At 62.8% G+C, this 26,460-nt stretch carries 14 protein-coding genes and 1 pseudogene; 3 read left to right on the forward strand and 12 right to left on the reverse strand.

Translation table 11 applies throughout. The features are described 5' to 3' along the window. Nucleotides 1-24: 24 nt before the first annotated feature. The 8 genes and pseudogenes from sbnB to ABIE00_RS12655 all read right to left on the reverse strand — a co-directional run bounded on the left by sbnB (nucleotide 25) and on the right by ABIE00_RS12655 (nucleotide 15,858). Nucleotides 25-1,092 (reverse strand): 2,3-diaminopropionate biosynthesis protein SbnB, encoded by a 1,068-nt coding sequence (gene sbnB, locus ABIE00_RS12615; protein WP_354260689.1) that lies wholly within the window; start codon nucleotides 1,090-1,092, stop codon nucleotides 25-27. Continuing rightward, a complete protein-coding gene (locus ABIE00_RS12620) occupies nucleotides 1,089-4,727 on the reverse strand; it encodes a non-ribosomal peptide synthetase (RefSeq protein ID WP_354260691.1) in 3,639 nt (1,212 codons plus the stop codon). Before ABIE00_RS12620 ends, sbnB begins: the two co-directional genes overlap by 4 nt. Before the next feature lie 16 nt (nucleotides 4,728-4,743). Then, entirely contained in the window at nucleotides 4,744-7,704 is a 2,961-nt protein-coding gene (locus tag ABIE00_RS12625; protein ID WP_354260693.1) for a Pls/PosA family non-ribosomal peptide synthetase, read from the reverse strand. 2 nt (nucleotides 7,705-7,706) lie between these two features. Continuing rightward, nucleotides 7,707-8,780: a 2,3-diaminopropionate biosynthesis protein SbnA gene (sbnA, locus tag ABIE00_RS12630; RefSeq protein WP_354260695.1), complete on the reverse strand. Its 1,074-nt coding sequence runs from the start codon at nucleotides 8,778-8,780 to the stop codon at nucleotides 7,707-7,709. 1,559 nt (nucleotides 8,781-10,339) lie between these two features. Continuing rightward, on the reverse strand, nucleotides 10,340-12,667 hold the full coding sequence (locus ABIE00_RS12635; protein WP_354260697.1) for a toll/interleukin-1 receptor domain-containing protein: 2,328 nt from the start codon (nucleotides 12,665-12,667) through the stop codon (nucleotides 10,340-10,342). A gap of 452 nt (nucleotides 12,668-13,119) precedes the next feature. Next, nucleotides 13,120-14,319, reverse strand: a pseudogene (locus tag ABIE00_RS25965) (IS110 family RNA-guided transposase); the annotation flags it as partial. 295 nt (nucleotides 14,320-14,614) lie between these two features. Beyond that, on the reverse strand, nucleotides 14,615-14,809 hold the full coding sequence (locus tag ABIE00_RS12650; RefSeq protein WP_354260703.1) for a hypothetical protein: 195 nt from the start codon (nucleotides 14,807-14,809) through the stop codon (nucleotides 14,615-14,617). Next, nucleotides 14,806-15,858, reverse strand: a complete 1,053-nt coding sequence (locus ABIE00_RS12655) for an integrase catalytic domain-containing protein (RefSeq protein WP_354260705.1) — start codon at nucleotides 15,856-15,858, stop codon at nucleotides 14,806-14,808. Before ABIE00_RS12655 ends, ABIE00_RS12650 begins: the two co-directional genes overlap by 4 nt. A gap of 1,928 nt (nucleotides 15,859-17,786) precedes the next feature. Between ABIE00_RS12655 and ABIE00_RS12660 the strand changes: the two genes are divergently transcribed. Together ABIE00_RS12660 and ABIE00_RS12665 are read left to right on the forward strand one after the other, a co-directional pair. Next, nucleotides 17,787-19,391 (forward strand): serine/threonine-protein kinase, encoded by a 1,605-nt coding sequence (locus ABIE00_RS12660; protein ID WP_354260707.1) that lies wholly within the window; start codon nucleotides 17,787-17,789, stop codon nucleotides 19,389-19,391. A 9-nt stretch (nucleotides 19,392-19,400) separates the two neighbouring features. Further along, nucleotides 19,401-21,668, forward strand: coding sequence for an FHA domain-containing protein (locus ABIE00_RS12665; protein WP_354260709.1), 2,268 nt, complete (start codon nucleotides 19,401-19,403; stop codon nucleotides 21,666-21,668). Nucleotides 21,669-21,709: 41 nt separating this feature from the next. On the opposite strand, the gene ABIE00_RS12670 is transcribed toward ABIE00_RS12665, so the two are convergent. Beyond that, nucleotides 21,710-22,099, reverse strand: a complete 390-nt coding sequence (locus tag ABIE00_RS12670; RefSeq protein WP_354260711.1) for a hypothetical protein — start codon at nucleotides 22,097-22,099, stop codon at nucleotides 21,710-21,712. 424 nt (nucleotides 22,100-22,523) lie between these two features. On the opposite strand from ABIE00_RS12670, the gene ABIE00_RS12675 reads away from it, so the two are divergent. Next, nucleotides 22,524-22,796 (forward strand): hypothetical protein, encoded by a 273-nt coding sequence (locus tag ABIE00_RS12675; RefSeq protein WP_354260713.1) that lies wholly within the window; start codon nucleotides 22,524-22,526, stop codon nucleotides 22,794-22,796. On the opposite strand, the gene ABIE00_RS12680 is transcribed toward ABIE00_RS12675, so the two are convergent. The 3 genes from ABIE00_RS12680 to ABIE00_RS12690 all read right to left on the reverse strand — a co-directional run bounded on the left by ABIE00_RS12680 (nucleotide 22,759) and on the right by ABIE00_RS12690 (nucleotide 26,389). Next, nucleotides 22,759-23,430: a response regulator transcription factor gene (locus ABIE00_RS12680; RefSeq protein ID WP_354260715.1), complete on the reverse strand. Its 672-nt coding sequence runs from the start codon at nucleotides 23,428-23,430 to the stop codon at nucleotides 22,759-22,761. The two genes, ABIE00_RS12675 and ABIE00_RS12680, sit on opposite strands and share 38 nt — an antisense overlap. Further along, the gene (locus ABIE00_RS12685; RefSeq protein ID WP_354260717.1) at nucleotides 23,427-24,998 is read right to left on the reverse strand and encodes a sensor histidine kinase; all 1,572 of its coding nucleotides are present in this window, start codon (nucleotides 24,996-24,998) and stop codon (nucleotides 23,427-23,429) included. Before ABIE00_RS12685 ends, ABIE00_RS12680 begins: the two co-directional genes overlap by 4 nt. Nucleotides 24,999-25,735: 737 nt before the next feature. Beyond that, the gene (locus tag ABIE00_RS12690; RefSeq protein WP_354260719.1) at nucleotides 25,736-26,389 is read right to left on the reverse strand and encodes a GNAT family N-acetyltransferase; all 654 of its coding nucleotides are present in this window, start codon (nucleotides 26,387-26,389) and stop codon (nucleotides 25,736-25,738) included. Between the last annotated feature and the right edge of the window lie 71 nt (nucleotides 26,390-26,460).

The raw sequence follows: 26,460 nt of genomic DNA on the forward strand, positions 1-26,460 counted from the left end.
ATGAATGCGGTTTGCGCCGCAGGGTTAGCCATACCGACGCAGCTCCGAGAAGAAGTCGTCGATTACGCCGAGCTGGCCGCTGCGGGCAAGTTCGTCGTAGATGTATTTGCCTACTGCCAGGTCGAGCACGCCCAGGCCGAACGGGGAGAACACGATGGGGCGGTCGTCGGCGGGTGAGACCTTGCCTTCCATGACGTCGGCCAGGGTGCCGTCCACGAAGTCCCTGTTGCCGGCCATCTGCTCCACGAGGTGGGCCGACGTTTCGGCTTTCAGGCAGTGGTCGACGTCGTCGAGGATGTTGGTTGAGGCCAGCAGGATTTCCGGGGCGAGGTCGCGCAGGGACACGTGAAGTACCAGCGGGTTGTGATCGAACCACGCCACTTCGTGCACGTGTGGCTGGCCCGCTATGGTGGCGAATACGACGAGGTCGCTGTTTCGTATCAGCTGTTCGGGGCCGTTGTGCACTGTTACCCGGGCTGGCGTGCCGCTGCGTTCAAGGTAGCCCTTGAATCCCTCTGCACTTTCACCTGAGAGGTCGAACACTCCGATGTCGTCGAAGGTCCAGCCGGTTGCGTCCAGGAAGGTGTGGATGTAGCGGGCAATGAGGCCGACCCCGAAGAACCCGATGCTCCGTGGGCGTCTGCGGCCGCGGCTGAGCCAGTCGGCGGCTGCGGCGGCCGATGCAGCCGTCCTGGAGGCGCTGATGATGGAGCTCTCCATGCAGGCGAAGGGGTAGCCTGTGGCCGGGTCGTTGAGGATCAACACTGCGGAGGCGCGGGGTATCCCTGACGTCACGTTGTCCGGGAAGCTGGAGACCCATTTGATGCCGTCGACTCCTATGTCACCTCCAATCGAGGCGGGCAGGGCGATGATGCGAGCGGTGGGCCGGTCCGGGAAGCGCAGGAAGTAGGACGGGGGGTTTACCGAGTCGCCGGCCGCGTGCGTGCGGTAGGTCTGCTCGACCAGCTCGACGAGCTGCTTCTCGCGGCCGCTGAGTACTTCCTGTACCTGTGCCCCGGGAATGACCGCGAACGGCGGGACCGTCTTCGGCTCTGCGGTCGCTGTGACTGGGGAAGTGGCAAATTCTGTCATCGTGCACCGTCCTGGGCGTGGGTGTCGAGATCGAATACGTTGCGCGGTTCGGCCATGCCGACCAGCACCTCCCGCGGCCCCTCATAGGCTTCCCGGCTGTGGGCCATGCGGATGTTGTCGACCAGCATGAGATCCCCTGTCTCCCAGGGGGTGCGGAGGGTGTGGGTCTCGTAGGTATGGTTCAGGAGGGCGATGATGTCCTCGCCGATCGGTTCGCCGTTGCCGAAGCGGGTGTTGAACGGCAGCCCGTCCGGGCCGTAGACGTCCACGAGGTACTCCCGCACTTCGGGAGCGATCGTCCATTCGCTCAGGAAGGCGATCTGGTTGAACCAGCAGCGTTGGCCGGTCAGGGGGTGTCGGATTAGGGCGGGGCGCCGTTGCCGGGTGCGGAGCTCTCCGTCGGGTTGCCACTGGAACTCAATGGCGTGGGTGTGGCAGTACTCCTCGATGCCGGCGCGGTCGGCCACCCCGAACGCTTCCTCGTAGGAGGCACCGATGTCCTCGTTGAAGCTGCGGGCGAGCAGCCATCCCTCGCTTTCGAACCGCTCGACGATGTTCGGGGGCAGGGCGTCCAGCACGGCGCGGGAGTCGGCCACGCCGGTTACGCCACCGGCGCTGGGTGCGTGGAGGCAGGCGAAGAGCATCAGGCCGGGGAACTCGAGCGCGTAGCTGAGCTCGTGGTGCATGCACATGGGCTGGTTAGCGGGCCATTTCAGGGACGAGTAGACGTCGTCGAGGTAGGGTTGCCGTGCGGCGAAGGCCTCCCGGTCCGGCATGAGCCCGTCCGGGGCCAGCCGGTGAAAGACATCGGCGACTTCGGCTGGATCCCGGAGGGCGAGACCGCGTACCAGCACGGCGCCGTGCTCCGCTACCGCCGTGCGCAGGGATTCCTGGTGCTGTTCGGCCCACTGGACGGGGTTGTGGCCGTCCGCGACGGTGAGCATTGGTGGCTGGCCGGCTTGGCGTTCCAGGTCGAACTGGAGTCTGGGTGAAGGCGACGGCATCAGAGGTCCTTTCGTTTCACGGGTAGCGGGTGGGGGCGGCCGACAGGTCTTCCCCACCGGGGCCATGGAGTCGGGCCCGGCGGCGGCTGGTACCGGACGGGGTGCGGGCGGAACGGCAGTGTCTGCCGGGGAAGCGGCCTCGAGCAGGGCTGCCAGGTCCGACAGGACGGGCGTCTGCATGATGTCTTTGATCGACACTGCGCGCTTGAGCAGGACGGCGAGTTTCACTGCGGACAGCGAGGTCCCACCCAGCGCAAAGAAGGAGTCCTGTCCGCCGATCCTGGCCGCTGGCAGTCCGAGCACGCTCGCCCAGGCCCCGGCGAGCCGCTGCTCGGCGGCTGAGAGGGCTTCGGTGGCGGACAGGGCGTCAGTGACGTTGCCGGCCTCGGGAACGATGTCCTGCGCCGTACTGGCCAGGGACTTCCGGTCGATCTTCCCGTTGCCGGTCAGAGGCAGGCTCTCCTGCCACCGGTACGAGGACGGGACCATGTACTCCGGTACCTGCGAGGCGATCTGCTTGCGCAACTCGGCGATCTCGAGTGGCCGCCTGCCCGAGTAGAAGGCCACGAGGAACTTGGCCTGATCGGCGCCCTCACCGACGACGACGGCGCCGTCGCGCACTTCGGGCACGCGAAGCAGGGCATTCTCGATCTCTCCGATTTCGATCCGGAATCCCCTGATCTTCACCTGGTTGTCGCGCCGTCCCAGGAAATCGAGCTTTCCGTCCGGCATCCACCGGCCATAATCACCGGTACGGCAGATGCGCTCACCGGCACGGTTCGGATCGGGGCCGAACATCGCGGCGGTCCGCTCTGCATCGTTGACGTACCCGCGGCCCACGCACACGCCGGAGAACACAATCAGCCCAGGCGCGCCGAGCGGTACCGGGCTGCCGAACTCGTCGACCACGTCAACGTGTACATTGTTGATCGGTCTTCCGAGGGGCACCCGTGGCCCTGCCGGGGCCCGGTCCATGATCTCGTGGACCGCGTCGTCCGACGTCTCGGTGAGCCCATACGTGTTCACGACCGGAACATCAGGGTAGAGCGCGAACCAGCGCTGGACGAGCTCCTTCTTCAGGAAGTCCCCGGTGGGGCACACGCAGTGCAGGTCCGGCAGCTTCCGCGGGTTTTGCTCCAGGTAAGACACGATGACCTCAAGGTATGACGGAACAACCTGGATCACGCCCGCCCGCCCGTCCACGACCGTGTCAACGAACCGCTCGGCGTCAAGGATCGCGTCCTGGTCCACGAACAGGGTCCGCCCGCCGACGAGCAGGGCCGCCACCAGCTGCCACACCGAGATGTCGAAGCATTGTGGACCGGTTTGGGGGATGACTTCGCCTTCGCGCACTCCGAGGTCCTCGATTTTGGCATACATGTGGTTCAGCATCCCGGCGTGCTCGCACATCACGCCCTTCGGCTGCCCGGTGGACCCGGATGTGAACAGGATGTACGCGAGCTGGTCCGGGGCTACGACCACGCCGAGGTTCCCCTCGGCGTGGTCCTCGGCGGCGAGGTCCTCGATGAAGAGCTCCTCCACCTCGGGCAGGGCGGCAAGCGCTTGGTCGAGCGTGGCGGTACTGGCGCGCTCTGTAATGACCAGTGGTGACTCCGCCCGCGATATGGCCGTGGCCATGCGCTCGGGTGGGAAGTGCGGCTCAAGCGGCAGGTACGCCAGCCCGGCTTTCCAGATCGCCAGAACGGTCACCATCCAATCCAAATTGCGTTCCATCACGACGGTGACCACCGCCTCTTGGTCGAGTCCCCGAGCCTGCAGCGCCCTGCCCAGCCGGTTCGCCCGGGCGTTCAGCTCGCGGTAGGTCAGACGGCTTTCGCCGTGAATGGCAGCGACAGCTTCCGGACCGGACTCGGTCCGCTGCTCGAAGATCTCGTGCACCCGCAGATCCGGGAGCTCACGCTTGGGGCCCGCCAACTCCTCCAATTGCAGACGCAGTTCCTCAGGGGCGAGCAGACACACGCGAGCATGCTCTTCGTCGGGGTCCGCCGCGATCGCTTTCAAAGCAGCCACGTGGTAGCCGGCAATGCGCGCCGCGGCGGCAGCGTCAAGAGCATCGGTCCGATACCGCAGCCGCAACCGGGAACCGGTGATGCCTTGGGATATGGCCACCTGCAGAACCGTGTCCTCGGCCAGCTCCCGCAGGGCGTCCCGCGGGTCGAGCGCGGTCTCAAAGAGCGGGCGGCTCAGATTCAGTTCCTGGCAAAGGCCGTCGAGGCGATCCCCGTACCCGCCGGCCTCAAGGTGCTGGCGGCACTCCCGCTCCCGGCGGCCCGCTTCTGTCAGGAGCGCCCGCCAGGACGTCGGTTCGGTCGTCAACCGGCACGGCACCGGCTGGCGCCCGGGAACCGCTGCATACCCGATGATGACCTCCCGCTCCCCTGCCAACACGGCGACCACTTTGGCGTGGGCGGCCAGCAGCAGAACGTCCGGGGTCGTCCCAAGGCCGTCCGCCAGGCGACTCAGGGTCCCCATCAGATCATGGGGGATGTTCTCGTGGTGCTCGTCCAGTCCGGGATGGGGATCCGGGGTCCACCGCGGGAGGGCAGTGCGCCCGCCTCCAGCGAGCATGGCCCGCCAGAAGTCACGCTGCTCATCACTCAGCACAACCATACTTTGGTCTCCTCGATCAAAACGCTGCGACTGCATCTGTGGCACCGCCACTCGATGCTGGTGAGGCAATGCCGAGTGGCCGACCCGGCCGGCCAGAGGCCGAAGCGGCCAACGCCTCGGCAGGATTACCTCCCCAACGCTCGAACGCGGGAATCTCCTCACCCTTCATCAGGAAGGAGTCCGGCGCGAGCACAGCGCCGTCGCCCATCTTCGCGCTGTATAGGATCATCGCGGAGACGCCGACCGTGCAGCCCGAACCGATCGTGATCGCGTCGGATTTGAAGGCGTAGTCTTCCTGCGAGTGGCACTGAACCCAGGCCCCAGCGTTGAGGGCAACGTCGTCGCCGAGGGTGATGAGATTTTTCTCCGCCATCTGTGCGCCGTCGTCGAAGAGTCGCCTGCCGACCTGTACACCCAGCATCTTCAGAATCGTGCCCTTGAACGGCGTGCCATTAAAGAGCGGACTGACCTCGGCTTCGAGCTTGAAGAAGCGTTCCGTCCGCCAGAAGTCAATGTCGTAGATTGAGCAGTGCTTGGGCTTCAAGGGTTTGAATCCCGTGGATGCGCGCTCAATGATGACGCCGTAGAACACACTGAACAGCAGCGTGGACACCGTGAGCAGTATCACTGATGCAGCTCCTAACGTATCGTTTAGGTCTATCGCCAAGAACCCGAAGAAGGAGACAGCAAAGGCGTAGAACCAGCGTGCCATCAGGAACAACCCGATGGTGCCGAGATTGTGCCGGTTCTTTGCTGCGAGCCGACGCGGGAACTCATCGTCGCCGGCCATACGGATAAATTCGCTGTCCCGCAGCACTGTGCGGGGGATCTCGAAGGCCGGTGAGCCCAAGAGCCCGACACCCTCGCGGACCGGCCCATCGATGGGTACGAGAGCCTTCGTGGCAATGAGGCAATCCTGGCCGACCTTGGACTGGGGAGGGTAGAGGATCTCATTTCCCAAGAAGCTGTTGGCCGCGATTGAAGTCCGAGAGAGGCTGAACGAGGTGCTGGAGTAATTGGCATTGACGATTGAGATGCCGCTGGCAACCACTGTTCCGCGGCCGACGGAGCTGAGGTATGGATTGTCGTGTTTGATTTCAGTGCCGAAGTTCGACCCGGTTTGAACCACCGGGGCGAGCTTGTACCCAAGGCGCTGAAGGTACGGGACGATGAAGGAACTGTCACCAAAAAGGGTGTGCAGTAAACGCCGATTGGACAGTCGCTCGACAGCCCGGTGGCATGCGAAACGGAAACCGTATAGAGGATAGGCCTGATCCGGTCTAATAAAGAGGTTGAGCACGCGAGGGACAGTCATGACAAAAAAGAGGCTGAGGAGGATGCGTCCGAAGAAGACGATCACGGAGGTGGCCAGCACGAGGCCGAGAAACGCTGCGCCGGTGAACGAAACCGCTGGAGCCGTGAGGAGGGTCGACAGCCACGGCACCTTAAGTACCAATGTAAGTCCACCGAATGCCAACGGGAGCGTCAAGCCCAGATGGAGCATCAGTTGGAGAATGCCGTACCGCGTCCTCTTCCAGGGGCGGCATTCAACCGGTGCGACAGCACGGTAATCCGAATCCGTCCGGCGCCCGGGCGAACCGTGCCAATGCTCGCCGGCGGGAACGGCCTGACCAGCATACAGTGAGGAAGCATGGCCCAACTGGGCCCCGTCCCCCAGTGAGGTATCGATGTCCAGCACGGCCTTCTCACCGATGAGGACGTTCTTGCCGATTGACACGTACCCGGTCTGGATCACACCGCTGACGGCTCGGTAGCCGAGGAGGAAGGTGTCCTTGTCGATCACGGCATGCTCGCCGATCCTGAGCATGTCAGTGCAGACAGGCACGTGCCGGGTGAAAACGACCGCGCCCTTCCCTACCCTGGCTCCCAGGGCACGCAGGTAAAGCAGATACAGTGGGGAGCCTGCAAAGAGAACCAGCGGGTTAGCCACCACCAACGTCTTGACCAACCAGAACCGCACGTACGCCAGACTCCAAATTCGGATCTCTTCGGGCTTCCAACGGCCGACGAGAACCCATTTGGCCAGGATAGGAAACGCGCACATCACCCCGAAGCTGCCAGCCCCGAAGGCGGCACTTCTCAGGTAGACCTCAAACGGAGTCCGGCTTGCCCAGATCCACCCCAGGCCACTCTCGAACATCACCGAAAACAATGCAGCGTAAGCCAGGAAGATCAGCACCTGCAGCATGCCGCATACGACGTACTCGACCGTACTAGCCCGTGCCCGTTCCGCGGGGAAAGCGCGGTACCGGCCGCCGCGAGATTTCCGCGCAGACGCCACCACAGGTGTGCGGGCCAACGGCGTACCCGTAGTTGTTGCCTTTGAGCCCGGCGTGCCTGCAACCACCAGGCTGCCCGAAGCCAACGGTTCGGCACTACCCAGGGCCGCGGCCAGCGCCGAGATCGTGGGGTACTGGTAGATGTCCTTGATCGACACCGCCGGCAGGTCCGGCAGCTTGCGCACCCGGGCACAGAACCGCGCCATCACCAGCGAGTCCGCGCCCAGATCCTGAAAGAAGTCAGCGCCCACTGGCACGTGCTCGATGTCCAGCACGCCGGCGAGCATCTCCGCCAACCGGTCCTGCACCTGCACCTGCACCGTCGCCTCTTCCACCGGGGCCAGGGCCGCGGCCAGCGCCGAGATCGTGGGGTACTGGTAGATGTCCTTGATCGACACCGTCGGCAGGTCCGGCTGTTTGCGCACCCGGGCGCAGAACTGCGCCATCGCCAGCGAGTCCGCGCCCAATTCGTAGAAGAAGTTGGCGTTCACCGGGACAGCGTCCTTGTTCACCACCGATGCGAGCAGATCCGCCAGCCGGCGCTCCAGGACAACGTCCGCTCCCGTGGCCGGCGTGGCTGCAGCGCCGTCCCCGGCCGGAGCGGCGGGTGTCTCAGGAATGCGGGGATCGATGGTAGATGTGGAACGCGGGGCGCCCTGCAGGTTATCGAGACGCATTTTCACCGCAGGAAACTCCCCAGTGCGGCGGTGGCCACGTAAGCGGCCACGGGTACGCGGGCTGGGTGCTGTGACCCGGGCACCGGGTCGGACCGGCGGCCCGGGGCCCCTGTCAAATCGGCGGTTGCCAGCGCTGCGGCTCCGAAATGATCGTGCACCCAGTCGGGGTTGTAGATGGTGTCCAGGTAGGGGCGGCCCATGTCCGGGGAGATGGCCACCGCCGTCAGGTCCTGGGCGTCGTGGTCGGCGAGCCAGGACGTGGCGCCGTGGACCACGGTCCCGGTGGAGCCACCGAGCATGAAGCCGGCCGCCGCGAGGCGGTGGCAGGCGCGCACCGTGTCCAGTTCTTCGACCATCACCACGTCATCGATCAAGGACTCGTCGAGCTGCGGCGGCCGCACGCTCATGCCCAGTCCCGGGATCAGGCGGGTGGCCGGCTGGCCGCCGAACGAGACCGATCCTGCGGCGTCGACCGCGACAATCCGGACATCGGGCCGGTGCTCGCGGAAGTACCGCGCGCAACCCATCAGGGTCCCCGTTGTCCCGGCTCCCACGAATAGCACGTCCAGGTCGGGGAACTGATCGGAGATCTCGGGGGCAGTCCAGCGGTAGTGCGCTCCCCTGTTGCCGGGATTGGTGTATTGGTTGAGCCAGATGTACCGCTCGTCGGACGCGCACAGGTCCCGCACGTGGTTCAGCCGGGCTCCAAGGAAGCCGTCGACGGGATCCGGTTCGGTGACCAGGTCCACCTGCGCCCCGAGCGACTCCATGAGCTGCCGGGTTGCCGGGTTGCAGCGCGGATCGATCACGCACACGAAGCGGTACCCCTTGCTGGCGGCGATCATGCTGAGCGCGACCCCGAGGTTGCCCGAGGAGGACTCCACGAGCATGGAGCCGGGGCCGATCAGCCCCTCGCGCTCGGCGCGCTCAACCATCTCCCGCGCGGGCTTGAGCTTGATTGAGCCAGCGAAATTGAACCCCTCGATCTTCAGATAGAGACGGCGGTCCAGCACTCCTTCCAGGTCGATGAACAGATTCTGCTCATTGAACAGATGCGGATCCTTGATAATCGGCATGTTCTTCCTCGTTCCCCTGCCATGAGCCTGGTCAGGGGTGGGGATCTTCCTGCCAGCTTGTGTGTAATGGGTGGTTTGTGTGTGAAGGTTGGCGGACATCTGCGTCCGACCAGGTTCACTTTTCAGAAGAGCCGCGCAAAGCGGCATATACGAAACACTGCGGCCATCGAAACGGCCGTTGGTGGTCCACGGCGCCGCCTAAGCGGCAGGGGGCTGCCGCTATGGCGGAAGGCCCGCCAACACTTAGGGAGAGGCACCCGCAGCCATTTTGGTAATTAGACGGTGAGGTTTGGCATGGGAAGGCGTTCCTGTTGCAGGAGTGCGCTTCTGAAACAATGGAAGTTCCAATCTTGAAAGGCGATATTCGACTTTGTCAGACCCGGCGCCCGTCATCTTGTGGCGATCTTTCTTGTAAGGCTTTATGTGCCGAGTCTGTCCTTTGATCCGATAAATCAATAGTGTGGTCTTGCTGTGGTGCGCGCTTCCGTGCTGGCACGGTCTGGGGACTTGTATCTCTTAAGCACTCCCCTGTTGAGGCCGCTGGGGCATCATCGATTATTGGCCTTGGGAGTCCTGTGCCCGCCCAGGGCCTTCATCAGGAGATCGCCTAGGTCCTACACACGGCACGGTCCACACCGGCCCGGCGACGCGCTGATGCCTGGCCGCAACAGGTTCAGGACGGGCCACGGCGGAGGCTGCTCCTTGTTCGGTGTCTCCTGGTGGCTGGTCCAGGGGATTCCGCGGTGCTGCCCCTCCCCGAGGTCGATGCCCTGGCACCGCGGATGCCCGGCACTGATGAACACCAATACCGCACGTGCCGCCGCCACGCACGGCAGTGCGTCCGCCGCACCCGGCCTTGCAGCGGCGCCAAGGGCCTCAGATAACAGCGTCGTTCTGGACGATAAGCCCGCCGTCTACTGGACGACAGGCCACACGGGCGCAGGCAATGAAAAGGACGCATCTGCGCGTGGCTAGGCAGGCAAGATTCTCGGGGATCCAAAGACGGCCACACTACCCAACGGTGACCCGGCGATAGCCTTAATCGCAGGTCCACATACATGCACGTCAAAGACGCCAGCGCCCAAAGCACGGCCACCACCGGCGTGCGTGCTCACGATCGAAGCATGGATTCGCCCTGACACGTTCAGGTTCCCGTATGCGGAGGGCACGGGCTGTGTCCACTGGCTGGGCAAGGTCACGCCGAATAACCATGAGTAAATCGCAAGAATGTATGCATCCGCCAACTCAGAGAAAGGGGAATACCCGTTCCTTGCCTGCTCCTTTTGGATCGTTGAGCAGTACGCCCGGTCGGGCCGATTCCGGAGGCAAAGACGCTTCTGCACAGGCTCATTGGCCGCAGCAGTGGCTTGGGGTTTGCAGAGTGAGGAATACGATACGACCGGCAGCCGAATGGCAGGAGATTATCCGCAGGCATTCTCGCACTTATCCCTGACCAGGGCTGCCGAGAGTAAGCGGAGCCACCGTTGCGGCCGATGCGAAAGGGTCCGGGGAATCAGAGGAGAGCGCAGCGCCTTCGGGTCTTCCGTCCTAGTCGTATCCTAGTCACCGGTTTCCTGAAGAACGACGGCCCCCACATCCCAAAACCAGACGGTCCGTTCGGCGCGATTAAATACGAGCCGCCGGTCGTCCAGATGGAAGGCGGCGGTGTTCCGTGAACCCTGATACTCCGGCAACCGGTTAACCACGCGTTCCGGCAGAGCTAGCGGCGCCAGGATCTGTTGCATCCCGTGTGTCTCCGATGGCAGCCGTAGCCCGCTTGCCCCGCAGGTGCGCGCCGAGGTCTCTCCTGCTGCGATAGTGGCACGCACGAAGCCGGTAACGGCAACTGCCGCTAGCAGAATCACAGCAATGAGGACCGCTTTCAGCACGCGGACGTTTTTCCGCAGTACCATTGCCTGCATCTCTGCGGCTTCCTGCTTCTCTCTAGCGGCCCGAAGCTCGGCTCGTTTCGCCGCGACAATTCGTTCGTTCTCCCGCCTTCTGGAGGCGATCAGGAAATCCCGGGCAGCCTTAAGGCGGTGGCGGAAGCCCGGCTTCGAGGCCAGCACCTCTGCACCCGTCAGCCTGGCACCCTCCAGCAGCCAGGCGTTTCCGCGGCCGCTGGTTTCCCATGCCACAGCGCCGCGTTCAATATTGTCCGCCTCCTTGAGGTCCTGTCGTTCGTTGGCCAGCCAGCCAGCCAGTTCCTTCCACTGGCGCAGCAAACTTTCGAGAGCCACCTCAATGACGGCCTCGCCACCACGAATGTCTTTGACCAGCAGGCGTCTGGCCGCCAACAGATCAATGAGCCACCGGGCCTGCACCGGAAGATCCGTCAGGCGAGCGACGCGGCGCATGGGCTGATCATTGTCCGGGTTGATGGTCGCCAGCCAAGGAATAAATGCCGTGTGCAGTTGCTCGAGCTGGGCCTGCCGCTCGATGGGATCCCGCGCGATCACCGCGTCTATTTCTGTCTGCACAACACTGTTCATGCCGCCAATGGCCTCATATCCGGTCAAGGTCAGTTCCCCGGACCCTTCGAAGTCGGCATACAGTCGGGCAAGGGTTAGCGAGAGTAGTGGCAAAGTGTCCGCACCCTCCGCCGACTCAGCAAGAAGCCTGTCGACCAAATCGGGTTGCACCCTCAGGGGCCGGCCTGCTGCCGTAGCCCGTGCGGCTGGCCCCAGGATGACCTCCTTGAACTGGGCCACGGGCATCGGCCTGAGTTCATCGAAAACGCGGGCGCCGACATTCACCAGTTCCGGTGCCGTTTGCATCATCTCGTACCGATCCGCCCGGATAGTGGCAGCAACAATCAGTGCGGGCACGGGGCCGTCGTCACCGCTAAGTAGCAGTCCCAGGAGTTCCAGAAACTGGGAGGCCTGGGGTCCGGCGTCCACGTTGAAAAGCTCCTCGGCCTGATCCAAAGGCAACACCAGGGTGGGCTGGGGTGTTTCGCCTGTCTCCATAGGCAGGTGGGAGGCTGCTGTCTCTCTCGCCTCCGCCAGCCACTCCCGGAGCCGTTCTGCATCTTTTCCAACGCAGGCATCCTTGATTTCAGCCAGTGAAGGCTGATTCAATCCCAAACCGCGTCGCAACGCATGAATCGAGTGGGCGAAACCCTGCTCGCCCGTCAGCGCGTTGCGCTCGGGGCGCATGATCTCCGACACCACAAAGTGTCGGTCGTCCCGTTTTAGGCGGGGCAGCAAACCGGCCCGCAGGAACGACGACTTCCCGGCGCCCGAAGGACCCAGAATCATGAACAGCGACTCGACACCGGAACTGCGCATCCCCCGCAGCTCATCTAAAGCTCGGACAATCTGCCCGTCGCGGCCAAAGAACACTGCAGCGTCCGTTTCCTCCAGCGGCTGCCAGCCCCGGTAAGGCGCGCGGTTCGGATCATTTCTTGGTGGCCACACAAAGTGTTCCGCTCCTATGCCCGCCCTCTGAAGGCCTCGGCGCAGCCGCTGCAAACCCTCCGTCTCGAATGTGACAAATCGATCGCCGCCGTCCACCGGAATTTGTGTTTTGGGGCCGTGTCCGAAAAGATCGCAGCGCTGCCACTCTCCAGTAACACCCCGTTCCGTCGAAGGCTCGAGCCGGGCGCACAGGATCAGTTTGTTCAGGGACTCCGCCGTCCTGAACTCGGCCCTACATTCGGCTGATGCCTCCCAGTGCCGGGAGAGCAGGCAAATCACGGCCTCGCACCGTGCATTGGAGCGCCGGAGCGCTTCCTTCCAACGCTCGCCGGGCTGGATCCCGGTTACGGGATCCAGATCGAGAAAAATCTCGTCCGTTAGGCCAGCGTCCTGCTCGACCAGCCACCGCTTCAGTGCGACGGCCTGAACAGTGTCCCGGCTCGAATGGCTCAGGAAGATGCGTGACATGCGATCGCCCCCTACAGCACTTGTCTCCGCGCAGCAGCAACCCTTTCCTGAACAAGGGGAAGCCAGGCTCCAACCTTGCCTGTAAATCCGACGGCCGCTGCGCTTCGCCCACGGACGGTAATACTTCAGAGCACGGCATGCAGGTCAGCAGGTGGGAGCTAGTGCGCCGCGTACCTCCTCCGACCGAGGGACGCACAGGTTCGATCCTCCACAGGCAGTAAAGCGCAGGCCTTCCCATGGCGTCAATGGTGCACCCGGGGGCACTCCACTGCAATGATGGCGGCAGCATCTTACGAGCAAACCGGTGTCCCTGTTGCCTGACGTGAAAATGTAAGGCGAGGGACGCGGCCGGCTGCGTTGGGATGGCAGGGGGCGAGTGCACCGTCGTTAGGAGACGGTGCACGGTGGTCTTTTGGGTCAGGTTGGCTGCGCGGTCGGCGTGAGTTGGATGTGTAGCCAAGTTGATGGAGTTGGCTGATGGCGTGGCGCTCGGTCGTTCTGCGGCGGGTCTGCTGGAAGTGATCGGACCCGAGGTCTTCGAATATGGTGCCGTTTGTGAGCATGTTCCAGATGGTGATGATCATGGAATGTTCGATGGCCACCGCTCTCATCGGCCCTCTGCGTGATGTCAGCCGCTTGTAGCGTGATTGCCAGAAGGTTCCGTTGGTCCTGACTGCTGCCATGGCGGCTATGCCGAGTGCGCCTTTGAGGTGGCTGTTTCCGGGCCGTGCCTGGCTGGATTTGATCTTGCCGGTGGATTCATTGTGTCCCGGGCAAACGCCGGCCCAGGACGCAAGGTGAGCCGCGGTGGGGAACTGTTTCATGTCGGCCCCTGTTTCGGCGATGATGATTTCCGCGACGTCTTGCTGATACCCGGAACTGACGTGAGCAGGTCGATGCACCAAGCCAGCGGGGCTATGACGGAATCGATGCGGTCGCTGAGGCTGATGATCCGCTGGTTGAGCGAATCGATATGGTCCAGGTGCATCTGTGTCGCGTAGGCGTGGTGGTCGTTGAAGCGGCCATCGAGGGCTTCGGTAAGCTGGGCTGTCTTGTTCTTGAGTCGTCCACGGGCCAGATCCGCCAACAGCAGCGGGTCACGTTCGCCGGCGATGAGGGCCTGAAGCATGGCCCTGCCGGAAACGCCGAGTGTGCGTGTGGCGACCGATGAGATCTTGATGTTGGCATCTTCGAGCAGTTTCTCGACGTGTTGAATCTCGCGGCTTCTCTCGGCGACGAAGATCGTTCGGGACCTGGTGAGGTCACGAAGCTGGCGGATTTGTTCGGGTGGCACGAAGGAAGCCCTGACGAGTCCATGGGCGCCGAGTTCGGCGACCCACTGGGCGTCGGAAACATCGTTTGCGACCGGGGAGATTTCTCGCGTGCCGGGCATTGACCAGGATCACGTTCAGCACCGGATCGAGTAGGTAGTAAAAGGGTCTCCAGTAGTCCCCGGTCGCTTCCATCATCACCAAGCTGACCTCTTCTGCCACGAGGTAGTTTCGCAGTTCAAGGATGTCACTGGTCATGGCACCGGTCACGGTGATGACCTTCGTAAACGTGTTGTGCCGGGCGCCCGGGACGCGCACGCAGACTTTCGCGTCCCGTTTGCTCATGTCCATTCCCGCGCACCGATAATGCAGCACTTCCATGACTTTCTCCTATGCGAGCAGCGACGGCCGCAGCGACCCACGCCGCCTAAGTCCTTGGTGCTGTTCCTGGGAAGACAGGGCAAATCTGGAGTCTGACGCTCGTGCTCGAAGCAACAATCCACGAAACCCGTGGAGGTCTTCCAACACCAAGCTCATGTACGGGCTCGAAGGCACCAAGGAAACACCGGCGTAGACCGGAACAGACCTTTCCATCGTCGGCCTGTGAAGACAATGATGGAACGCCTGACCAACCCGATTTTCCGTGCGCACGAAGCGCCCGAAGCGGGCGCTCATGTCAATACCTCCGCGAAGGAGCATACGTTGCGTCGTTGGAAAACCTCCGGTTGGGTCGGCGGTTCCAGTCCTCGTTGACTGGCGGTTTGATGGGCGCTGGCTGCTTGGCGGTGGCGAGGGTTCCGAGTTGCCCGGTGAGGGCCAGGATCTGCCGGGACAGGGCCGCGGGTCTGACTTTCCGGTATTCGGCGTTCATGCGGGTTGCCGCCTTCCTTTCGGTTGAGGATCGGCGGCCGCGCGGCGGTGCGGGGTGGCCGGCGCGTCATGGATCTTTGTCACCGTGGCCCCGTGGCGGGTCTTGGATACGAGCTTCTGCTGGGGAAGCAGGTAGTTGGTGAAGGTACGGTCCAGCTCCCAGATTTGGTTCAGCAGCGCAAGTTCCGCGGCGGTGTCGTAGCGCAGGTAGCCCACCAGCTCACGGACCCTCGACCAGTTTTTCTGCTCGACGTGGGCCCCGTCGTTCTTGTTATATGGACGTGAGCGGGTGAAAGTGATCCGTTGTTCCTGGCAGAAGTCGAAAAGATCGTTGTTGATGAACTCTCCTCCGTTGTCCGAATCGATGCCGATCACCGGGAACGGGAAGGCAGAGATGGCTTGCTGGAGGGCAGCGAAGACATGCCTCTGGGCCTTGTTGGGCACGGACCTGTTCACCGTCCATCCAGTGGCGATGTCCGTGACGGTGAGCGTGAAGCAGTACTGTCCGGAACTGTTCGAGCCCTCATGGCCGACCAGATCGATCTCCACAAAGCCGGGCACGGCGTCATCCCACTGAGCCCACGTGCGGATCGGAATCTGGGACTTCAGCAGCGATCCGGGTTTGGTGTGGGACCGGCCCCGCGGCAGCAGCTTGGCCCGTTCCCCGGCCAGGCGCCTGTCGATCGTGGCTGCGCTGATCCGCCCGAGCAGCTGCGCCTGGGCGTCCGTGATGTCCAGGGCCTTCTCGTCGCGCAGCATCGGGACGAGGTCTGGCATCACCGCCGCCAGCAGCCTTCCGGCAGGAGCGCGCAGCACCGCCCAGCAGAACACCAGAGCAGGCTGCAGATCCGCCCCGTATACCGGTGCCCGGCCGGGCCTGACCGGCTTGGGCCGAGGAGGGTCCAAAGCATGCCGAAGCACCGCCCGGGCATGGTCCCGGTGCCAGCCGGTCAACTCCACGACCTCGTCCAGGATTCTTCCCTTCCGGACCCTGTCACCGGCCCGATAGGACCTGGCCAGCTGCTTCGTCACGGCCTTGCGCTCAGCCATCGTCAATCCCATCCACCCGGCCTAGCCTCCATCGCCCACCCCGGCAACCGCCAACCCACGCGGAGGATTATTAGTGAGGCAACGTATCCCCTTTCGCGGAGGTTATTTACGAGTCAACGCGGTGTCTTCCGATGTGTCGCGGTGCGTGTTAGCCTCACCCATATAGCTTCATGCATATGGTCTCACCATACGGTCTGGGTAACCCTGAACCGGCAATGGAAGGGGGCTAGCGGCAATGGGAACTGTGGTCTTCAGCAGAAAAACCGCGGTGAGACTCGGCACTGTGCGTTCCCTGGTCTCGCTGCTTAAGGTCCTGCTTGCCATCGTCGTCGCGGCCGGCGTGACGGGGGCCAGTAGTCCAGCCCCTTCGCCAACCGCGACCCTCCAAAGCGGCATGGAGGGATCAAAGGCAGCCCTCGTCCGAATAGAACTAGTGGCAGTGGCGGAAATCGCGCACATCGACGCTTCCACTGGTGTAGCGATGATTTCCCGGGGTCGCTCCGTCGTGCCGCTGAAGTCCGCCACTGGGATACTGCTGTCTGCTGACGGGATCGTGGCCACCACGTGGGAGAACCTCACGGTCGACGAGGACGCTGTCGCTGTCTACTCCGCGAACGAGCTGTTTGCCAACGTGATTCACGTCCCGATTGTCGGGAACAATGGGAACCCCGCGATTCGGGGGTCCACGTCCGACCCCCACTGGGGGCCGCACCTTCAACACTGCTACAAGCAGGTCAGTCACTGCATCCTCTTCGGGGTGCCCCAGTACCACGTGCACACGTACACGTCCAAGCCAGGAGACGTCATTGCCGAGTTGCTTAACGCTCCGTCCAAGCCAGACGACGTCGCGCTTATTCGAATAAGCGGAGGTGGTGCGGCACCTACCGCCGTGCTGGCTACAACCGCCGCAACCAAAATCAGCGGCGTTCTGCTGGGCTTTACAAAGCGTCCCGTAGCAGCGGTTTCTCCGGCTGAGTTTCCAGCTACGGTTGACACGGCCGGCAAGAGCGTTCAGTTCGCGATGGATCTCGGTGGGGCACTGAGGGACGGCGTGGCCGGCGGTCCGGTAGTTGATCGGGGGACAGGACAGGTTCTCGGTCTGGCGGGTTCGCGGCAACCTGGTGGAAAGGCAACGCTCGTGCCGGCAGCGGCCATCAAGGCCGCGTTAACGAAGGCGGGAATTCAGGTGTCGCCTTCGCGGTTTGACGCCGTTTTCCGTCGAGGCATCGACCATCTCGCGGCAGGTAACCAGGGCGGGTCAGCAGAAAGTGCGCTTCAGGAGTCCTTGACGTATTTCGATTCCGCCTTGGCGAGGAACCGCCTCGCTGAGGCTCGTGCGCAAGATGCCACGCGCGCTCCGGCGGGCCAGGCACAGTCGCCAGAGCACGCCGCCTCGGCGGCCTCGTTGCCCGGGCCGCTTCTAGCCGTCCTCGCGGGCGCAGTCATTTTGGTAGTCATCGGGGTAAGCGTGGTGCTGATGCGGCGGAGGGCTGCTTTCGCCACTGCCCCCGGCGCCGGCGATAGCCCTCCCATGGCCTCGGGCGCTCCAGCCTCGGGGCCTTTGAGGGCTGGACCGCTGGCTCACAGCCATTCCCGAGCGAGCGTCGAGCGGACTGAGCTAACAAAAGTCGGGGACAATGACGAGCGGGCCGGGCCGGGTAAGTACCACTCGGGTCGAACTGACGCGGGAGAGCATTTCAGGCCACCGCAGTCGCCGGCGGCCATGCATTTCGCAACGCCGCCAGCCTCGGAATCGGGTCATAACGCCAACGGCGGCGCACGTCCGGCCGCGGGGCGGAACGCGCTTTGCAGGGCCCCTTGCACCCCGTGCCCGGAGGGAGGTACCGGCGTTCTGCTTCAAGTGCGGCCGGCAGCTTCAGCCGGAATGGCAATTCTGCGTCGGTTGTGGACAACGGATCGGATGAATCATGGGTGTGAAGCCCTACTACCTCGATCCAGGGATGGAACTGGCCGGCTACCGGATTGAGTCGATGATCGCCCGTGGCGGCATGGGTGTTGTCTACAGAGCGTTCGATGTCCAACTTAACCGCCCCGTCGCCCTTAAGCTGCTGGCACCAGAACTTGCGGCGAACGACAAGTTCAGGCAACGCTTCGTCCGCGAATCCCGGCTAGCGGCGTCCGTCGATCACCCCAACATTCTTCCTATATACGGGGCGGGGGAATCATCTGGGTTGTTGTACATTGCCATGCGCTACGTCCACGGTACGGATCTAAAGCAGGAACTGGACACCCGCGGCGCACTTCCACTGGCCGAAGTGATGCGGGTCCTTGCAGACACCGCCTCCGCCCTGGATGCCGCACACGATGCGGGGCTCGTGCATCGGGACATCAAACCAGGAAACATACTGCTTTCCGACGATCAGGTGTATGGCCACCGGCATGTCTACCTAACCGATTTTGGCCTAACGAAGCGCGCGTCGTCCGCCACGGGTGTAACCACTGCAGGCCACTTCCTTGGTACGTTGGACTACGTCGCTCCCGAACAGATCCGGGGTGAAGACGTTGACGGTAGAGCGGACGTTTACGCGCTGGCCTGCGTTGGATATGCGTTGCTGGCTGGCCACCCTCCGTTTGATTACGATGACGACTCCGCCCAACTGTGGGCCCACATGACGGAGGAGCCACCGCTACTCTGCGCGGAGCGGCCGGAGGTCCCCACAGTGATCGGACTCGCTATTCAGGCGGGCATGGCAAAAGACCGGGAAGAACGGCCTGCCTCGTGCGGCGCCCTCATCGACGCCATGGATACCCTTCGAAGTCTGCCGGCATGGGAGCCCGTCGCCGCGCACAGCGTCCCCGCCAGCTCGCCGGAAGTGCAGCACGCCGCCACGGCACGGCCCAGTAAAGCACCAGCCGCACGCCATCGAGGGCCAGTCCAGAGGAAACTACCCCTCAGGTCCGCAAGGCGGCCGCGCGCCTGGATACTGGGCTCGTTGGTGGCCGTGCTGGTCCTGATCTTGGCAGCCGTGCTGGTTCTCCTCCAGTTGCTGTCCGCCGACGAGCGAGTGACGTTCAGCACCAAGGGAGTCCCTTACACGCTCCAAGTCCCCAAAAGCTGGACACCCCGCAGCGGAGCGGGGGGTGACAGTACGGTCAGCGTGCTGTCGTCTGCAGACGTCACGGGGCTATTCGCTGACGATTCAGACGGGCCAGCAACCGCGGCCCGAACCGTAACCCAGGACCCGGCCGGTGTCGTAGGGCTTACCATCTACCACCAGGCCGCAGTGCTAAGCGCGCAGTCTCCGTCCGCCCGAGTCAGTACCGCCGAAGCACTTCTTCCCGGCACGGACGCCCGGTTGGTTGATCGAGGGACCGCAAATATCGGCGAGGTCAAAGGTCAGGTCATGGAAGGGACGCTTCCCCTGTCGTCGTCAGTTATCCTGCAGGTGCGTGTCTGTGTCTTGGATACGGATAGCAGCCAACTCCTCGTATTCTTCGCGCCGTCTTCGCTCTTCGAGAAGAACACAGGGATTTTCGATATGGTCGCCGGTTCCCTGCATCGGACAAAATGAGGCGAAGCCATGACAGAGCGCTCGACGCCGTCCAGGAGCGAACCCTTGCTTCACATCCACATGGACGGGCACGACTGGAGCTTTCCGCCTTCGCAGGAAATTGAAATAGGTAGGGGCCAGCATGCCGATGTGCGCCTCAATGACGAACGCGTCAGTCACGGGCATGTTCGCATATGGCACAGCACAGACGGTTGGTGGGTTGCTGACCAGACCAGCCGCAACGGCACCTGGATTGTCGGTGCGGAGCAGGCCCTCGACCGGCCCGTTCCGCTTCATGCCGAGGGCCTACGTTTGCGCCTTGGCGCGCTGGACGGACCTGAACTGCTTCTCACCACAGAACCGCTGCACGAGCCAGGAAAGCAACGTGTCCTCAGCGTCGGGCGCTCGCGATCTTGTGACATCGTCGTACGCGACCCGCTGGTGTCTCGACAACATGCCACGATAGCGATCAGCGAACAAGCAGTTCTACGCGATGAAGGCAGCTTCAACGGGACTTTCCTAAACGGGAACCGTGTCGACGGCGAAGCGACACTCCGGGTTGGCGACCAAATCGGCGTGGGTTCCAGCACACTGGTCTGGAATGGCGCGCAGATTGCGAGCCCGTCGCCTCATCGTCCAATCTTCAGCGCCCGCCATCTGGAAGTCACCACCGGGGCAGGCGACCCTTTACTCGACGACGTGTCCATGAGTGTGGCCGCGGGCACGCTGGTCGCCGTTATCGGCCCCTCCGCACCAGCAAAATCAGCACTTTTGGGCGCTGTGACAGGACTGCAACAAGCGTCCAGCGGACACGTGACATGGAACGGTCGAGATCTCTACGCGGAGTACGCACACATGCGCTTTCTCGTGGGACTGGTGCCGCAGGAGGACATCCTTCACCGTCAACTCACGGTTCGACGCGCCCTGCATTTCGCGGCTCAACTGCGCCTACCGCCCGACACGAGCGCCTCAGAGTTGGAGGAGCGGGTTAGCCACGTCCTTGCAGACGTCGACCTAACACAGCACATGAATCAGCGGATCGACTCTCTATCCGACGGTCAGCGCAAGCGCACGGCGATCGCTTTGGAGATGCTCACCTCCCCCCAACTCCTGTTCCTGGACGAACCCACCTCCGGAATAGATCCCGGACTGGACAAGCAAGTCATCGCCAGCCTCCGCGCCCTCGCCGACGCCAGCCGAATCGTGTTGGTGGTGTCCCACAGCGGGCCAGTCTTGGACGTGTGCGACCTTGTCCTGGTCCTTGCCCGGGACGGACGAGTAGCATTTTTCGGGCCACCCGCTGAAGTGCTGCCGTTCTTCGGCGTAGACGACTTCGCCGAAGCCTTGGCAGCGTTGGAGGACCAGAGGTGGGCAGGCCGTTATGCGCTGGCACCTGCCCGCGACGCTTACCCGGCGCGTACCACGTCCGCAGCGGTTGCGCTTCCTGCGGGCGGCTCGCCCCCGCCGCCGCGTGCCGCTCGTGGACGCCAGCTCTGGACACTGATCCGCCGCAACGCGGCGGTCGTTGCGGCGGACCGGCTCACCGTCATACTTCTCATCGGCCTGCCAGTGGTGCTGGGCCTGATGGCACTTGCCATTCCGGGCCAGGCAGGACTCTCCGTCATGGAGGCCATAGGCGATCTTAAACAGATTCAACAGCGGCTGATCGTACTCGTCGTCGGGGCCGCTCTCATGGGTGCGGCGCTAGGAGTGCGAGAGTTGGTGGCAGAACGGCCCATCTATCGGCGGGAGCTGGCAGCCGGCTTGTCCCCAAGTACATATCTGCTCAGTAAAGTCTTGGTTCTCGGAGTTCTGGTCACCTGCCAGTGCGCCGTCTTCACCATGCTGGCGCTTCTTGGACTCCCAGGTCCGGACGACGCCCTCGTGTTGGACAACGGAAACATCGAAATTGCGGTGGCGGTGGCGGCTGTTGGCGTCACCATGACAGCAGCCGGCCTTGCCGTCTCAGCCTCTGCCGCATCGAGGGTGCAAACCCTGCCAGCACTCCTCGCCTTGGTCGTGGCGCAGCTTGTTCTGTGTGGGGGGCTGTTTGCACTGTCCGGACGCGTCGGCTTGGAGCAAGTGTCGTGGCTGCTGCCTGCGCGCTTTGGGTACGCCGCCACAGCCGCGACCACGGGCCTCGAGAAGACATCGGTAGCCGAAGCAGACCAGCTGTACGACCCCACGGCACAGCAGTGGCTCATCGACATTGCCTTTCTGTGCCTCCAGGCCTTGGCATTCCTCGCATTGGCGTCTTGGGCACTGCAACGCTCAGCAACCCGGAATGAATGGAAATAAGTTGCAGTTGCTCTACTGACCGGCTAACCATTCGTGCAACCTCATTGGTCCAGTTCGTATCGTGAATTGAATCTTTCGGCGGTCATGGCGTAACCGTCGGTCCCGTCTTCGTTGTTAAACACGATGACGTCGCCTTTGTTATAGCTGGTGCGGCCTTCCTTGGTGGCCACGCTGCCCGCTTCATGGGCAGATTCGGCCCAAACGGGCGTGGATTTAACGTAGGCACCTCGGCGGATCTGGCGGTAAGTGGCAGCGAAGACATCCGCGTCGACGGTGTGGATGTCGCCGTCGTCGTCCACCAGCCAGTCACCGGGCTTGCACTGCTGCTCGCCGCCCCACTTTCGGTAGCTGAACCCATCTGTGTCCAGACGCAAAGGAATGGCGACGACGTACTGGTCCGGTAGGCGTCTATAGCGGCGGAGCTCGCTCATGAGTCGTCCCTTCCGTTTACGCCGGTGGCAGGTTGAAAACCCCACCAAAATCAGTGTCCCGCACATCCTGTGCCGGGGCCAGCCTGCCCAGACTGGCAGGGATACTTACCCGTCCAGTCCCAAGGCAATATCGACTTATGAAACGGCAAGGATTTACCGACAGGTTGCTTGCCCAGCCCTTGGCAGTCCAAGGGGTACGTCAGTGTTGTCCACAACACCCGCACCGGTCAGCCTGATCCATCTGGCGCTTTGCACGGCTGCGTAGGATCCCGCTTTACTTGGACCGTGCCTGGACCGGAGGACAGCTGCAGGCTCTGGCCGAGATGGACAAGCGGGTCCAGAGACACCCGCAGCACATACTCGCCCGGATGGCCTTGGCCAACCACGGGAATTCCTCAAGCCTTGACTGATCAGGACCATCGTAGTGCCGTCGCTCGGAGGCCCTGCGGGCACGCATTACATCGTGGCCGCGCTGCACTTGGCATATCCGGCACGGGCGCCGCCCCATGCACCGTCCGCAACCCAGCCGTCCCTCATCCTGGCCCCGCTCAAGGCGGCCGAGATGATCAATGAAGCCACCGACAACGTTTCAGCCGAAGTGAAAGCGCTGCCTGATACGGCATTTCCCACGCCGAAACCCACGCCCGGCGGACTATTCGTCACCCCCGGCGCAGTCCGCCGCCCCGAAGGTACGTGAGGACGGCAAGCACGCGCCTGTGGTCCTCGGGTTCAGGCCTCAGGTCGAGTTTGAGGAAGATACTTCGGATATGGGCCTCTACGGTCCGCTCCCCAAGGAAAAGTGACTTTCCTATTGCCTGATTGGTGCGCCCTTCGGCCATCAGTTCAAGGACGCTCCGCTCCCGGCTCGTGAGGTCATCTCCTGGAGCGTGACCTGCATGTGGGCGGGTCACAAGCCGTGTCACAAGATCAGGGTCGATGGCCGTGCCTCCAGCAGAAACGCGCTGGAGTGCGTCAATGAATTCGTCAACATCGGACACGCGTTCCTTGAGCAGGTAGCCCAGGCCCTTGGCTCCGTTCTTCAGGAGTGACATCGCGTTTTCCGTTTCCACGTACTGGGACAGCAGGAGAACGCCTGTCTCGGGGTACCTGCTTTTTATGGTCTCAGCGGCCTGGATGCCCTCAACCGTGTACGTGGGAGGCATACGGATATCAACGACCGCGACATCGGCACCGTGTGTGTCAATCACGTCCAACAATTTCGCTCCGTCGGAAGCCTCGCCCACGACTTCCAGTCCCTCCGACTGCAGCAAGGCGGACAGTCCTCGGCGTAACAAAGCCGAGTCATCAGCAATCGCAACACGCAGTGTCATGGCAGGTCACGCTCCGGGTCAGTGGAGAAAGGGAGGATGGCGCGTAGCGTCGTACCTTTTCCAGTAGGACTGTCGATTGACAAGGTTCCGCCGAGCGCCGCGGCACGGTCGGCAACCCCCAGCAGTCCGCCGTCGGGGCCGGGCTGCGCACCACCAATGCCATCGTCCGCTATCTCCATTCGCATCTCACTTTCATTTGCGTCGATGCAGATTCGCACTGAGGACGCCTCCGCGTATTTAGCGGCATTGGTGACGGCTTCAACGCAGATGAAGTAGGCGGCCAACTCCACGTGAGCCGGCAGCCCGCTGCATGACCGGAGGTCCAGCTCCACCGGCAATGTTGACCGCTCGGCGAGCGCCGTGATGGAGCCCGCCAAACCCCTTTCCCGTAACGAAGGAGGATACACACCCCTGGCCAATTCGCGCAGTTCATTAAGAGCATCCGAAAGATGGGCCCTTGCCTGCTCGACCAGGCTTCGTAATTCCTGAGGATCTGTCGCGCGTTTGGCTCGCGCAAGCTCCATGGACACCGCCACCAGTCGTTGCTGGGCGCCGTCATGAAGATCCCGTTCGAGCTGACGACGCCGGGAGTCTCCTGCCGTGACGATCCGTTCCCGGGACCGGCGGACCTCAACGAGCTGCTCCCTGAGCTGTTGTTCCATCTGCTGGTTTTCCAATGCCAGGGAAGTTGCGCTACGTACAGCGGCAAGCAGTTGCGGCTGGTCCTGGAGGGCGCCGTCAAAAACCAAGGCCCCTACCGGTGTTCCGTGGCGCTCCAACACCATGGAGGCGCGCCCGTTTGAACCGTCCGGCAACGGCTGTGGGACTCCCGCGGTGTCTACAAAAGACGCCTGGTCAGGTATCCAACGGAGCAGTATGAGGGTGGGATCATGAACGGATCGGCGAAGCGCCGCCACCAGCCTGTCACTCATCGGAGCGGAGCCGACTTCGATCATCAGATCACCCAGGGTGCCCCGCGCGAACCGGTAGCGCCAGAGCCCGAACAGAACTGCGAGCGGCACAATTGCCGTGGCCGGATATTGCCAGAGCAGCGCCTCGATGGACAAAGACCCTGACAGCTGGATCACAGCCAGCGACACCCATACGGTGGCCGCCGTCTTTACGATGACCGCAAGCCAAAGCGGCAAGAATGAGGACCGGTATGCTTTCGTGCCTGCGCGCCACCGGCCGATGAGAACCACCACGATCGCAACTCCCACCGCGATCTGGAACGTGCGGATCGCATTACCAAGTGTGGTCATGATCTCCGCGCTGTCCCATAGAAGCAGCAGGTTCCGGGAGGTGGACTCCCCCACCGCAACGTGCAATCGCGGGTCAAAGAACGCCCAGCCCAGAACGGAGGCCACCAGCCAGGAACTGAAGAAGAAACCGACCGCAGCCTTCTCGGCCCTGGTGCGCAGCACGCCCAAGGGAAAGCTGAGAGCCAGATGCAGCAAAGGCGGCTGATACATGAGCGTGAGTGTCACCCCGAGCGTGAAAGCCAGAGGGTCGCTGGAGCGACGTATACCCGCCGCCAGCCACAGCCAGCCCGCAGCGCACAACAGCATGCCCGGGTTCCGCGTCGGCCGGCTCCGCCAGGCGGTGATTCCGGCCACTACGAAAGCAAGCCCCACGCCTATAAACAACGCCAACTCAAGTGCTGAGAACGGTGCCCGGTTCGGGTGTTCCCCCCATCGGACCACGCCTTGGGCATTCAGGCCTATGGTTCGTGCGGGATCTTGAAGTGCCGTGGGCGACCAGTCAACAGAAACCAAGACAAGGACCAGGACGCCTGCAGTTACCCCCAACACACAAATGAGCTGGCGTGGAGTCATTGCACGTCCCCTCGAACCTGGCCCAGGGGCGGATGCATTATGGTGAAGACCAGATCCATGGCCTCAGCCAATCTCCCTGCTGAGATTCCCCTCAAAGAGGACCGCTAAGCGAAGAGTTATTGCTAGTTGAGTTACGGAGGGAGCAGGCCAACTCCGTATTTATCGCGGGTACTTTTCCTGAGCCCGGTTGCAGAGACATAACATGGCCAACCTAGTCGGCGGTGACTCAGTTGTACCATCGGGTGCCAGGCTCTGCAATACACGCATTCACGGGCCGGCGGTTTTCACGTTCGTACTACGCGCCCCGGAATCGAGATCGCGGACGGGAATATTCAGGAGACCCAGGTCGTCCGGAACCGTCCCATCCTCGTAGGCGTTGGCAGTGCGGGGGACCAAGGCTGGCGGTGACCGGAAATGTGTGTCCTCCGTCAGATTCCACTGCTCGGCGAAGCCTCCGATTTGGCTCAGAGTCAGACAAAAACACAAACTCCTCCAGCCGGTTCCATGTGCTGCCGGCCTGGAATACGCTGGAGGCCAGCTGACGGCGTTGCGTTCTTGAGCCGGTATTGATGAGTTGAGTGCTGGCCCGCGCCTCCGATACGTGTGCCAGAAGGGGCATACATGCTGCGGACCGTGGGCACCACAATTCGGACTTCCCGCACGTCGTCCTCGATCTTCACAGCGCCATCGGCGACAAAGCCATTCTTTCGGTAAAAGGCTTGTGCTCGCGGATTAGGATCGGCGACCCACAGCGCAGCAGGCGCGCCAGGGGCGATGACTGCATTGAGGAGCGCAGCGCCGACCCCCGCCCCGTGAAACGCCGCATATACGTAGAGAACATACAGCTGACTTATCCCCTCCCCGTCCTCAAGACAAGGACCCGCCATGGCTATGCCTATCAAGGCGCCTCGACGCGAAGCGACGACGACCCTGTTCTGTTCAAAGTGAGAATCGGTCAGCATTGCATGCCAAAATTTTTCGCGCGAGTCCAAGAGCACTGGATCATCCAACACGCCATCGCTCATCAACTCTCGATAGGTTTCACGCCAGGTGCCCACATGAACTCTGGCCATACTGAGCGCATCCGCAGGCACAGCGCAACGCAACTCAAAGCTGATCGTCATTAGTCCGCCTAACACCGCTCTAGAACTCTCTCGAAAAATCGACGCTCACTAACCCCGATTTTTCATGAGGT

The sequence above is a fragment of the Arthrobacter sp. OAP107 genome, assembly GCF_040546765.1.
GTDB lineage: Bacteria > Actinomycetota > Actinomycetes > Actinomycetales > Micrococcaceae > Arthrobacter.